11 protein-coding genes are annotated in these 12,495 nt (G+C 54.4%); 10 read left to right on the forward strand and 1 reads right to left on the reverse strand.

Annotated elements, in window-relative coordinates:
- Positions 1 to 21: 21 nt before the first annotated feature.
- Positions 22 to 1,668: an L-aspartate oxidase gene (gene nadB / locus WD071_RS01565; RefSeq protein ID WP_368046528.1), complete on the reverse strand. Its 1,647-nt coding sequence runs from the start codon at positions 1,666 to 1,668 to the stop codon at positions 22 to 24.
- Between the two features lie 179 nt (positions 1,669 to 1,847).
- Between nadB and rpoE the strand changes: the two genes are divergently transcribed.
- The 10 genes from rpoE (at position 1,848) to rlmD (ending at position 12,495) form a co-directional block, all read left to right on the forward strand.
- Complete coding sequence (gene rpoE, locus WD071_RS01570) at positions 1,848 to 2,426, forward strand: RNA polymerase sigma factor RpoE (protein WP_368046529.1); 579 nt, start codon at positions 1,848 to 1,850, stop codon at positions 2,424 to 2,426.
- A gap of 135 nt (positions 2,427 to 2,561) precedes the next feature.
- Positions 2,562 to 3,218 carry a sigma-E factor negative regulatory protein gene (locus WD071_RS01575; RefSeq protein WP_368046530.1) on the forward strand — a complete coding sequence of 219 codons (657 nt, stop codon included), beginning with the start codon at positions 2,562 to 2,564 and terminating at the stop codon, positions 3,216 to 3,218.
- A 284-nt stretch (positions 3,219 to 3,502) separates the two neighbouring features.
- On the forward strand, positions 3,503 to 4,900 hold the full coding sequence (locus tag WD071_RS01580) for a Do family serine endopeptidase (protein WP_368046532.1): 1,398 nt from the start codon (positions 3,503 to 3,505) through the stop codon (positions 4,898 to 4,900).
- Between the two features lie 108 nt (positions 4,901 to 5,008).
- Positions 5,009 to 6,808: a translation elongation factor 4 gene (lepA, locus tag WD071_RS01585; protein WP_368046533.1), complete on the forward strand. Its 1,800-nt coding sequence runs from the start codon at positions 5,009 to 5,011 to the stop codon at positions 6,806 to 6,808.
- Positions 6,808 to 7,578 (forward strand): signal peptidase I, encoded by a 771-nt coding sequence (lepB, locus tag WD071_RS01590; RefSeq protein WP_368046534.1) that lies wholly within the window; start codon positions 6,808 to 6,810, stop codon positions 7,576 to 7,578. The genes lepA and lepB overlap by 1 nt, the downstream gene beginning before the upstream one ends.
- A gap of 46 nt (positions 7,579 to 7,624) precedes the next feature.
- Positions 7,625 to 8,329 carry a ribonuclease III gene (rnc, locus tag WD071_RS01595; protein ID WP_368046535.1) on the forward strand — a complete coding sequence of 235 codons (705 nt, stop codon included), beginning with the start codon at positions 7,625 to 7,627 and terminating at the stop codon, positions 8,327 to 8,329.
- Between the two features lie 2 nt (positions 8,330 to 8,331).
- Entirely contained in the window at positions 8,332 to 9,222 is an 891-nt protein-coding gene (gene era, locus WD071_RS01600) for a GTPase Era (protein ID WP_368046536.1), read from the forward strand.
- Positions 9,223 to 9,277: 55 nt separating this feature from the next.
- Complete coding sequence (gene recO / locus WD071_RS01605) at positions 9,278 to 10,108, forward strand: DNA repair protein RecO (protein ID WP_368046537.1); 831 nt, start codon at positions 9,278 to 9,280, stop codon at positions 10,106 to 10,108.
- Between the two features lie 101 nt (positions 10,109 to 10,209).
- Positions 10,210 to 11,082: a cysteine synthase CysM gene (cysM, locus tag WD071_RS01610; protein WP_368046538.1), complete on the forward strand. Its 873-nt coding sequence runs from the start codon at positions 10,210 to 10,212 to the stop codon at positions 11,080 to 11,082.
- Positions 11,083 to 11,091: 9 nt separating this feature from the next.
- Entirely contained in the window at positions 11,092 to 12,495 is a 1,404-nt protein-coding gene (gene rlmD / locus WD071_RS01615; RefSeq protein ID WP_368046540.1) for a 23S rRNA (uracil(1939)-C(5))-methyltransferase RlmD, read from the forward strand.

Here is a 12,495-nt window from a genome sequence, read left to right on the forward strand (position 1 = left end):
CATGTGCACTCTGGCAACGTGTCAGACAACAGGGCGGTAAGCGGCCGGTGTTAACACTGTGTCCTTTGCCTGTTCAAGCATGTCCGGGTAGTCGAGCGTAAAATGCAGGCCCCGGCTTTCTTTCCGCATCAAAGCTGACTCTATTATAAGACGTGCCACGAGCACCAGGTTGCGCAGTTCAAGCAGATCTCTTGATATCATATGATGCCGGTAATGCTCATATATTTCCTGTTCCAGCAACTGAATGCGTTTGTGGGCAAGATGCAGGCGCCGGTCACTTCTGACAATACCCACGTAGTCCCACATCATGCGACGAAGCTCATCCCAGTTATGCGAGACCACCACCTCTTCGTGTGAGCGGGTCACGCGACTGTCGTCCCAGTCAGGAATGTTATCCGGCGCGGGCATCGCTGAGTCCAGGCGTGCGCGAATATCGTCTGCAGCGCCAAAGGCCAGTACAAAACATTCCAGCAGTGAATTACTGGCCATCCGGTTTGCTCCATGCAGACCGGTGCAGCTGGTTTCGCCGATGGCGTATAGATTGTCAATACTGGTGCGGCCAAGTTTGTCGACAATGACGCCACCGCACGTGTAGTGTGCAGCCGGCACCACGGGTATGCGATCCGTGGTTATGTCGATGCCAAAATCAAGGCACCTGGAATAAATGGTCGGGAAATGTTCTTTGACAAATTCTGCTGGTTTGTGCGTTATGTTCAAATAAACACAGTCGCATCCCAGTCGCTTCATCTCATGATCAATGGCGCGCGCGACGATGTCACGCGGCGCCAGTTCGCCGCGGCTGTCAAAGGCCGGCATAAAGCGGGTGCCGTCGGGCAGCTCCAGCGTAGCGCCTTCACCACGCAGCGCTTCGGTAATCAAAAATGAGCGCGCGTGTGGGTGATACAGACAGGTGGGATGGAACTGATTGAACTCCATGTTGGCAACCTGACAGCCAGCGCGCCATGCCATCGCGATACCATCGCCGGTCGCGCTGTCCGGATTGGTTGTGTACAGATAAGCCTTGCTTGCGCCGCCGCTGGCGAGCACCACGAAGCGGGCGCGGAACAATTCTACTTTTTCCTGTTCCTTGCAGTAGACATAGGCGCCTACACAGCCAGTGCCGCTGAGGCCGAGTTTCTCGCGGGTGATGATATCGACCGCCAGCCGGTTTTCGAACAGGGTGATGGCAGGATTGCTGAGGGCGCGATCGCGCAGTGTTTCAAATACGGCGCGGCCTGTTGCGTCGGTAGCATGAATAATTCGGCGCTGGCTGTGGCCGCCTTCCTGAGTCAGGTGCAGCGGTTTCAGGTTGTCCCGGTTCAGAGGTCTTGATGCGGCCCCCGTGCCGGCCTCTTCAGCAGACTGCAGCGTGAAGGGGACTCCCTGTTCTACCAGCCAGGCAATCGCATCCTCACTGTGCTCGACGATGTGTCTGACCATCTCCTCGTTGCACAGGCCGGCACCCGAGTCCAGTGTGTCGGCTATGTGGGCATCAATACTGTCGTTCTCATCCAGCACGGCGGCAATGCCGCCTTGCGCCCAGTATGTTGCCCCCTGGCTCAAAGTGCCCTTGCTGAGAACTGCAACACGGGCGAAACCGGCGGTCCTGAGCGCAAGACTGAGTCCGGCGGCACCACTGCCAATGATGAGAATGTCGAAGTCGTGCACGGTGGCGGGTTCCGAGTGGTGCGAGGGAGTAGAATTCTATAGACTCTGAGAACTTTTGCAAATCCCTGCGGTCTTCTGTTGCTGTGGTTTATAATGGGCGGTGTTTGCAGCGACGATAGTGTCGAAGTTCCAGGAGCCGGGAATTTTCAGCGGTTTGATTTTAGGCTCGTAACGGACGTATGAAAAATCAGGATTCAGATAACCAACTGGTAGAGCGTGTTCTTCAGGATGACAAACAGGCGTTCACGTTGCTGGTGCTTCGTTACCAACATAAGGTATTGGGCCTGATCAGCCGCTTTGTGAAGGACCCCCATGAGGCTGAAGATGTGGCTCAGGAGGCATTCTTCAAAGCTTACCGGGCGTTGCCGAGCTTTCGTGGTGACAGCCAGTTCTACACCTGGCTTTATCGGATAGCCGTGAATACTGCCAAGAATTACCTGGTATCAAAGGGACGGCGGCCGCCCAGCACCGATGTCGATATGGAAGATGCACAACAGGTCGACGATAGCAGCATGCTGCGGGAAATGGATACCCCGGACGCTAACCTTGAGAAGGAGGATATGCGGCGGGTGATCAACATGGCGATTGAAGATCTGCCGGAGGAATTGCGAACAGCATTTACCTTGCGTGAATTTTCCGGACTCAGCTATGAAGATATTACCGAGATCATGGGTTGTCCGGTAGGCACTGTCAGGTCACGGATTTTTCGGGCCAGAGAGTCAATTGACAAGCGTATCAAAGAGTTATTAAGATCTTGAAAATATGGAATTTATCTGGTTTTCGTCAGTTTTCTGACAGATTTCCGGCCGGATCGGGAACTCGGCGCAGGCTTTGTGGTCAAAGACCCATAGCAAGTTAACTGACAGGGCGATATTGGCAAGGTGGGCTTTTGTATGAAGCACAACGAAGAAAATACGCAGGACCGGTTGCTGGACCGCGAGGCCCTGTCGGCCTTGATGGACAATGAGCTCAGCGATTTCGAATTGCGTCGTTTGCTGCAGCGTGTTGAGCAGAAGCCAGAGCTGCTGGCGGAATGGGAGCGATTGAGCCTGGTTCGTGCAGCTCTGCAACCCGATCCATTGCGATTTCCGTCTTCTCCTGATTTTGCCAGTCGGGTCATGGCAGACATTGATCAGTCCATCGCACACGCCGGACCGTTGTCTGCATCTGTAGACAGGGTGTCCTCGCCGCGCCAGCCCGGCTCGGCGAACTGGATACGCAATACCTCGCGATTTGCGGTGGCTGCATCAGTAACCTTTGCTGTCTTCATGGGCATGCAGGCAGTGCTGCAAAACCCGGGCGCAGGGGACTCAATGCCGGCCGTGGCATCGGGCGACAGTGCTGACAGTATTCAGACTCAAAATCAACAACTTGCTGTTGATGCTGACGCACAGCAGCGACTCAATGATTATATCCGCAGCGTGACTATTCCTGCACGTGTGGAGTCACAATCCGCTCCGTATAACGTTCTTCTGGACTCGCCTCAGTTGCGGCCGGTGTCAGACCGCGAGTTGGTGGAGCAGGTCGAGCGTGACTCCCGGCAGCCTTGAACCCCCGGCCGCCCGTTAATGTAGAAACAAGAAAGCTGGTAGAAAAAAGCTGATAGAAAAGCTGGCAGAAAGCCAGCACGGATTGACTTGAACACAAAACAGTCCCGATCGGGTCTTTGGTTGAGATGGCAGTGCCCACAACCGAAGACCGGCCGGGACTTTTTTGTGCCCCTCAGATTTTGCTGATTGAACCCCCGGGCGCAAAGCGGTATGTTTAGAGCATTATTCTTTCCTGGTCAGGGTGATTCCCATTTACCCTCAGGTCTGTAAGTGGAGTGTCTGGAATGAGAACGTTGTTGATGATGTCCGTGCTGTTGCTGTCGGCCACACTGAGTTTGCAGGTCAGCGCAAATCTGCCTGATTTTGCCGAACTGGTGGAGGAGAATTCGGTCTCTATCGTCAATATTACGACCCGGCAGCAGGTGCCAGCGCGATCCGGCGCCGAGCAGCGGGACCTGGAAGAACTATTGCGCCAATTGCGGCCGGACGGAATTCCCGATTTGGAACCAGAGAGCGTGCCCGGACGTCCGCGTAGCGGGGTAGGTTCAGGTTTCGTGATGAGCAGCGATGGTTTCATCATTACTAACCATCATGTGGTTGCCAATGCTGACTCAATCACCGTAACCCTGACCGATCGCCGGGAGTTCACCGCAGACATCATAGGAACCGATGAGCTGTCTGATATTGCATTGATCAAGATTGATGCAGAGGGCCTGCGAGCGGTGCGATTCGGTGACTCAGAGGGTGTCCGGGTCGGCGAATGGGTACTGGCCATTGGGTCGCCGTTCGGGCTGGAATTCTCTGCTGCAGCGGGTATTGTCAGCGCCAAATCGCGCAATGTGCCGTCGCGTGGTCCGGCCAACTATGTGTCATTCATTCAGACCGATGTCGCCATCAACCAGGGTAATTCCGGTGGCCCGCTGTTCAATCTTGAAGGTGAAGTCATTGGTATAAATTCACAAATTCTCAGCAGCACGGGTGGCTCCAACGGTATCTCTTTCGCAATACCCAGCAATATGGCACTTAATGTCCTTGAGCAGTTGCGCGAATCCGGTGCAGTCAGCCGGGGCCTGCTCGGCGTTCTGATCAAGGACGTTGATCATGCCCTGTCCATGGCGTTTGACATGCCCCGACCCTATGGCGCATTTGTAGACGACGTGCAGCCCGGCAGTCCGGCTGAAGATGCGGGGGTTCAGAACAATGACATTATTCTCGCGTTTAATGGCATTATTATCGAGCAGTCCTCGCAGCTGCCGTTCTACGTGGGCCAGGTCCGGCCCGGCAGTTCAGCTGATTTGACGGTGATGCGCGATGGCGACACGCTGGAACTGCCGGTCATTGTGGGCGCCTTGCCCGCGAATGACCAGGCCTTCGGCGGCGGACAACCGCCGGAACCGCGTGGCAACAGTCTCGCGTTGAGCGTTGGTGAGCTGGACCCCGGTTTGCAGCAGGAAGTGCCTACCCTGGCGCAAGGCGGGGTGCAGATAGAACAGTTGCGTGACGGCCCGGGCCGCAGCGCCGGGCTGGCGACAGGGGATGTTATAGTGTCGTTGAATCACCAGCCTGTGCGCAATGTCCGGGAGTTCAACCGGATCATGGAGTCGCTGCCTGAGACCGGGTTTGTGCCCATCAGAATCGTTCGTGATGGCCGGGGTACAACCCTGGTGTTGGAGTTGCAATAACCCGCGCAGTGCTCCCTGTTTACACCGTGATACTGCTCGAAACCTCCTGACAGCGCACGGCAGATCATGTAGACTTGGCGCCTCTTGATTGACTGGTGATTCCCTTACGTGACTGATTTAAGCCGCATCCGCAATTTTTCCATTATCGCGCATATTGACCACGGCAAATCCACCCTGGCAGACCGCTTCATACAACATTGTGGCGGTCTGACCCAGCGTGAGATGGCTGAGCAGGTGCTGGACTCGCTGGACATCGAGCGTGAGCGCGGGATTACCATCAAAGCGCAAAGCGTGACGCTGTTCTACGAAGCCAGGGATGGGCAGCGTTATCAGCTGAACTTCATCGATACGCCCGGCCATGTCGACTTCTCCTACGAGGTTTCCCGCTCCCTCGCTGCCTGCGAGGGTGCCTTGCTGGTGGTAGATGCCGGGCAGGGCGTTGAAGCGCAATCAGTTGCGACCTGTTATACCGCCATCGAACAAGGCCTTGAGGTCATTCCGGTGCTCAACAAGATGGATTTGCCGCAAGCTGATCCGGACAAAGTGCGCAAGGAAATCGAAGAAATTATCGGTATCGATGCTTCCGCTGCCGTGAGCGCCAGTGCTAAAACCGGCATGGGTATCACTGATATTCTGGAAGAACTGATCCGCCTGGTGCCCGCGCCCGTGGGTGATCGCGACGCTCCTTTGCAGGCCTTGATCATTGATTCCTGGTTCGATAATTACCTGGGCGTGGTGTCGCTGGTTCGTGTCAAACAGGGAAGCCTGAAAAAGGGTGACAAGATCATCACCAAAACCATTGGCAAGGCGCACGTGGTTGACCATGTGGGTTACTTTGACCCCAAACGTCACGACATGCCCATGCTCCAGGCAGGCGAGGTCGGCTACATCATTGCCGGCATCAAGGAGATCCAAGGCGCACCGGTGGGTGACACCATCACCCATGCCTCAACCCCTGACGCACCCATGCTGCCCGGCTTTCGCCGGATTCAGCCACAGGTTTACGCTGGTTTGTATCCGGTATCAGCGGATGATTTTGAAGATTTTCGTGATGCCCTGGCCAAACTTACCCTGAATGATGCTTCGCTGTTCTACGAACCGGAAAGCTCTGATGCGCTGGGTTTTGGTTTCCGGTGTGGCTTCCTGGGCATGTTGCACATGGAAATCATTCAGGAGCGGCTGGAGCGTGAATATGACATCGACCTGATTACTACCGCACCAACCGTGGTTTACGAAGTAGTGATCCGCAATGATGAAGTAGTGCGTGTTGAAAGCCCGTCGTCACTGCCACCGGTAGCCTCAATAATCGAAACCCGCGAACCTATCGTGCTGGCAAGCATGCTGGTGCCTCAGGAGTATCTGGGCAATATCATCAATCTTTGTGTCGCACGCCGTGGCGTACAACGGGACATGCAGTTTATCGGTAACCAGGTGTCGCTGAGTTATGAGTTGCCGATGGCTGAAGTGGTCATGGACTTTTTTGACAAACTGAAATCTGCCAGCCGCGGTTATGCCTCGCTGGATTATCATTTCATCCGGTTCCAGACCGCCAGTCTGGTGCGACTCGACGTCTTGATTAATGGTGACCGGGTAGATGCACTGGCCCTTATCGTGCATCGTGATCAGGCACAGGGCAAGGGGCGGGCACTGGTCGAAAAAATGAAGGAACTGATCCCGCGGCAGATGTTTGATGTTGCCATACAGGCAGCGATTGGCGGGCAAATTGTGGCGCGGCAGACAGTCAAAGCCTTGCGCAAGAACGTCACCGCCAAATGTTATGGTGGCGACATTACCCGTAAGAAAAAGCTGCTGGAGAAACAGAAAGCCGGTAAAAAGCGCATGAAACAAGTAGGCAATGTTGAAGTCCCTCAGGAAGCTTTCCTCGCCGTTCTAAAGGTGGACAGTTAATGGATATCGATTTTTCGTTAGTATTGGTTGTGCTGGTTGCCATCTGCGGTTTTATCTGGCTGCTTGATGCGCTGCTGTTTGCCCGCGCACGCAAGGAAGCAAGCGAACCAGGGGAGCCGGTGATTGTCGAGTATGCCAAATCCTTTTTCCCGGTGCTCTTTATTGTCCTGATGTTACGCTCCTTTTTGGTGGAGCCGTTTCAGATTCCCTCCGGGTCGATGATCCCGACGCTGGAGGTGGGCGATTTTATTCTGGTCAACAAATATCATTATGGTCTGCGGCTTCCGGTTGTGGGTACCAAGATTGTTGCCAATAACGAGCCTGAGCGTGGTGAGGTGATGGTGTTTATCCCGCCCCACGATGATTCCTACTTCATCAAGCGCGTTGTCGGTCTGCCCGGTGATACCATTGAATATGAGGACAAGGTGTTGCGCGTAAATGGCGAACTCGTTGATGTGGATATCATTGATGAAGTGAACATCGAAACTGCGGGTGGTTTGCGCCCTGGCGTCCTGTTCAATGAAACACTGGGCGATACTCCACATCAGGCTCAGATAATTACCCAGGGTAATCGCAACAGCAGAACACAATGGGTGGTGCCGCCAGGGCACTATTTCATGATGGGCGATAACCGTGACAACAGCGCAGACAGTCGCGTCTGGGGTCCGGTTCCGGAAGAGAATATCGTCGGTAAGGCCTTTGCCGTCTGGATGCACAAGGAGCCGGGGTTGAACCTGCCCACATTCAGTCGCAATCAGCGCATACACTGAGCAGCGATACCAATCTAGTTGCAGCGTAGATGACACGGTGAAACCTATGCGAATCCCTGAGCACGCGCTATCGGATCTCCAGATCAGGTTGGGCTACAGTTTCAACAATAACGACTTGTTGATTCTGGCATTGACCCACCGCAGTGCGGAAAAAAACCACAATCAGCGCCTTGAATTTCTGGGCGATGCCGCTCTGGGTTTTGTGGTGGCTGACGCACTGTATCACTTATACCCCGATTTGCCCGAGGGCGACCTTAGCCAGCTCCGAGCCGCACTGGTAAACCGCGACACCTTGTCTGAACTTGCACGCAGCCTTGCGCTGGGCAATCTTGTAGTGCTGGGCCAGGGTGAGCGCAAGAGCGGAGGGCAGAGGCGTGATTCCATCCTGTGTGATGCCATGGAGGCGATATTCGGCGCGGTATACCTGGACGGTGGTGCTGAGGCCTGTCGTCGGTGTATTCTGGCACTGCTTGACGACCGGATTCAGCAAAATCCCGCAGACGGTGCCAGCAAGGATCCCAAAACCCAGTTGCAGGAAATGCTGCAGGCAAAGGCACTGGCATTGCCCGATTATCAGGTTGTCGCGGTCACGGGTGAAGAACATAATCAGGAATTCGAGGTGTCATGCAATATAGCCCTGCTTGCCCGGAATACCACCGGCAGCGGCCGTACCCGTCGTCTGGCAGAACAACAGGCGGCCCGACAGGCACTACTGGCGCTCCAGGGCATGCAATCAAAGGATAAAAGTTAACGATGGCTGAGCACGAATTGACCCGATGTGGTTTTATCGCAATAGTAGGGCGCCCCAATGTCGGCAAGTCTACCTTGCTGAATCACCTGCTGGAACAAAAGATCAGCATTACCTCACGCAAACCCCAAACCACCCGTCACCGCATTACCGGTATCAAAACCGAGGGTGATACACAGTTTGTATACGTGGATACGCCCGGGTTGCACAAAAATCAGAAAAAAGCGCTGAATCGTGCCATGAACGCCACCGTTACCGAAGTTCTGAAAGATGTTGATGTTGTACTTTTTATGGTAGAACGGTTGGTATTCAACGAAGAAGATGAGATGGTTTTGCAAGCCCTGGAGCACGTGAAAGGACCAGTATTACTGTTGATCAACAAATGCGATCAGATTGAAAATCGTGAGCGCCTGTTGCCACATCTTCAGAAACTTGCCACGAAGCGTGATTTTGCCGAAATCATCCCCCTGGCAGTATTGACCGGACACAACATGTCGACTGTCGAAAATTGTGTCGCGAAATACCTGCCTGCAGGTCCTTTCATGTTCCCGGAAGACCAGGTAACAGATCGAAGCTCGCGCTTTCTTGCCGCTGAACTTATACGCGAAAAAATTACCCGTCAATTGGGTGATGAACTGCCATATGAAGTCAGTGTGGAGATAGAGAAATTCGCGCAGGAGGGAACTGTTTTACATATTCACGGCCTGATTCTGGTCGATAAAGCAGGACAGAAACAGATCATTATTGGTCATCAGGGAGAACGCCTGAAGACAATTGGCAAAGCGGCACGCCTGGACATGGAAAACGCATTTGACAGCAAAGTTATGCTGAATTTATGGGTCAAAGTCAAATCTGGCTGGGCCGATGACGAGCGTGCACTGCAAAGTCTCAATTGAAACACACGGCAGGGATGCTAAATACACAGAGCGATCAATACCGGGGGCGAGCGCTGTGAAACGCATTGATCTGCAACCGGCGTATATTCTGCACAGCCGGCCTTATCGCGATACCAGCCTGCTGATTGACCTGTTGACGCTCGACTACGGACTTTTGCGTGCTGTTGCGCGTGGTGTCCGCGGCCGGGCATCTCGAAAACGCACGGTCATGCAAGCGTTTCAACCCCTTTTAGTGTCCCTGGCCGGCCGGGGGGAATTGCTCAACCTCAATCAGGCGGAGCATGCAGCGCCCGGTTTTCACCTGACCGGTGACAGGTTGTTCAGTGCCATGTATCTCAATGAGTTGTTGCTGCGGTTATTGCAGGCTCAGGAGGCACACCCGCAGATTTACAGACTTTACCAGCAAGCACTGGTTCGCCTCCAGCAGCGGGGTTCTCTGGAGGCCGGTCTGCGCAGTTTTGAGTTCAATCTTTTGCAGGAGCTGGGTTATGGCTGGGACCTGCATCAAGATGTCACCAGCGGCGCAGAGCTGGCCGCTGACCAGTGTTACCTGTTTGACCCCGAATACGGCTACGAGCAGGTTATGGCGCCAGCTGGCCACTGGCCTCCAGCGTTGTTTACCGGGGAAGCGTTGCTTGCATTTGCAGCAGCGGTACAGTGCAGTGACCCGGATGAGCCAGGGACCGACGACATCGACTCGCCGGAAAGTGCTCAGGGCGATGCGCGCAGCGCCGCCAAAAGACTGATGCGGCAAGCGCTGCGACCACATCTTGGTGCCAAACCTTTGCTCAGTCGAACGCTATTTGCTGCCAAAACAGCGACTGATCGGCGCCCTGAGCATGACAGTACCGGTGGTGTCCTACCCCCGGAGCACAATACAGGGTAAAATTGCGCCACTTTTAATTATCGGCAACGTGCATATTTGAATCCATGAGTCATTCCAACACCGATTCCCGACCCCAAAATACGTCCCAAACTTACCCTGCTGTGGACAGCCAGATCGGTAATACGCCTTTGGTGCGTTTGCAGCGCATGGCAGGCGATACCAGCAATACCATTCTGCTGAAGCTGGAAGGCAACAATCCGGCAGGTTCGGTCAAGGATCGTGCTGCTTTCAACATGATATCGCAGGCAGAGTTGCGCGGGGATATCAAACCCGGCGATACGCTGATTGAGGCGACCAGCGGCAATACCGGTATCGCGCTGGCAATGGTGGCTGCAATCAAAGGTTACCGCATGATCCTGGTGATGCCGGAAACAATGTCAGCAGAGCGCAAGGCGTCCATGGCGGCCTATGGCGCCGAGCTGGTGCTGGTCAGTGATGAACAGGGCATGGAAGGTGCGCGCGACCTGGCCGACAGGATGAGCCGTGATGGCAAAGGCAAAATTCTTGACCAGTTTGCCAACGCTGATAATCCGGCGGCGCATTATCTGACTACCGGTCCTGAAATCTGGCGTGACACCCATGGCACAATCACGCATTTTGTCGCTTCAATGGGCACCACTGGCACTATCATGGGAGTTTCACGCTATCTCAAAGAAAAAAATCCCGAGATCAGTGTTATCGGTTTGCAGCCGCGTGATGGTTCCAAAATACCGGGCATTCGACGTTGGCCACAGGCTTATCTGCCACGCATATTCGAGCCAGCACGCGTTGACCGCGTGATAGATATTGAGCAAAGCGACGCTGAAAATACGATGCGGGCGCTGGCCAGAGAAGAGGGCATTTTCTGTGGCGTTTCATCTGGTGGTTCGGTATTCGGGGCACTTCAGCTTAGCCGGGAGCTTGAAAACTCGACTATTGTCGCGATCATTTGCGACCGTGGTGACCGCTATCTTTCTACCGGCGTATTTTCCTGAGTTCACATTATGACTAAATCTCGTCGCCGGCGTCAGAGACTGCCTGCCGAAGCGGTAACCGTTATGATTGAGCGTCTGAGCCACGAAGGGCGAGGCGTGGGCAGAATCGACGGTAAAATTGCATTTGTTGATGGCGCGTTACCGGGTGAAGAGGTAACCGCACGATATACTGCTCAGCGCAGCCAGTACGACGAACTCAAGGTGCAGGACATTCTGCTGGCCTCCCCACAACGTGTGCAGCCGCCCTGTGCGGTGGCGTCAATCTGCGGTGGCTGTGTGTTGCAGCACCTTGCGCCCGAGGCTCAACTTGAGCTCAAGCAGCAGGTGTTGGTTGATCAACTCAAACACACCGGGGGTATTACCACGTACCAGATGCTGAGCCCCATGGCCGCTGACACTGTGTTTTATCGACGCAAGGCAAGGCTGGCGGTTCGTTATGTACACAAGAAAGCTGATGTGCTGGTCGGTTTTCGCGAAACCGCCAACACCTTCATCACTGACATGCAGCATTGCTCTGTTCTGGTCAAACCCGTAGCAGATCTGATCAGCCCCCTGCGCAGCCTGATCCTGTCGCTGGATGCTTGCCGTGATATTCCTCAAATTGAAGTGGCTGTCGGTGAAACACACTGTGTTCCGACTGAAAAAATGTCAGAGGTATTGCGAGTTGCTCTGGTATTACGTCACCTTGCTCCGCTGGGTGACGCCGATTTGAAACGCCTGCAGGCATTCGCGGACATGCATGAAATTGAATGGTTTCTGCAATCAGGTGGTCCGGATACTGTGGAGAAACTCTGGCCCGCTGACGGCCAGACATCGCTCTTTTACTATCTGCCGCAGAGCAGCGATGAATCTGCAACAAAACCGGCGCCAATTGCCATGGAGTTCAAACCGGGTGATTTCACCCAGGTCAATGCCGAGATCAATCGCCGAATGATTGATCAGGCACTTGAATTGATGGATTTGCAGCCACAGGACACTGTGCTCGATCTGTTCTGTGGTCTGGGTAATTTCACGCTGGCCATGGCACTGCGCTGCAAATCCGTCACCGGGGTGGAAGGCAGCCAGGACATGGTGGAACGTGCCGCCCTCAATGCAAAGCGTAATGCAATCGATAACACACAATTCCATGCGGCGAATCTGTTTACCGACTTTGACAGTGAAACCTGGGCCCGGCCAGTCTATAACAAGCTGTTGCTGGACCCGCCACGTTCGGGCGCAATCGAGATCGTGATGCGTATCCGGGAGTTGTTGCCAGAGAAAATTGTGTATGTTTCCTGCAACCCGTCGACGCTGGCAAGAGACGCGGCAGAACTGCAGCGACAAGGCTATGAGTTGATCAGCGCAGGCGTCATGGATATGTTTCCACACACTGGCCATGTAGAATCCATGGCGCTCTTTGTTCTCAAGACGTAA

The sequence above is a fragment of the Pseudohongiella sp. genome, from assembly GCF_040877505.1.
Taxonomy (GTDB): domain Bacteria; phylum Pseudomonadota; class Gammaproteobacteria; order Pseudomonadales; family Pseudohongiellaceae; genus Pseudohongiella.

Coding starts and splice junctions, on each gene's coding strand:
- rpoE (WP_368046529.1), top strand. CDS start 1,848: ATGAAAAATCAGGATTCAGATAACCAACTGGTAGAGCGTGTTCTTCAG.
- WD071_RS01575 (WP_368046530.1), top strand. CDS start 2,562: ATGAAGCACAACGAAGAAAATACGCAGGACCGGTTGCTGGACCGCGAG.
- WD071_RS01580 (WP_368046532.1), top strand. CDS start 3,503: ATGAGAACGTTGTTGATGATGTCCGTGCTGTTGCTGTCGGCCACACTG.
- lepB (WP_368046534.1), top strand. CDS start 6,808: ATGGATATCGATTTTTCGTTAGTATTGGTTGTGCTGGTTGCCATCTGC.
- rnc (WP_368046535.1), top strand. CDS start 7,625: ATGCGAATCCCTGAGCACGCGCTATCGGATCTCCAGATCAGGTTGGGC.
- era (WP_368046536.1), top strand. CDS start 8,332: ATGGCTGAGCACGAATTGACCCGATGTGGTTTTATCGCAATAGTAGGG.
- rlmD (WP_368046540.1), top strand. CDS start 11,092: ATGACTAAATCTCGTCGCCGGCGTCAGAGACTGCCTGCCGAAGCGGTA.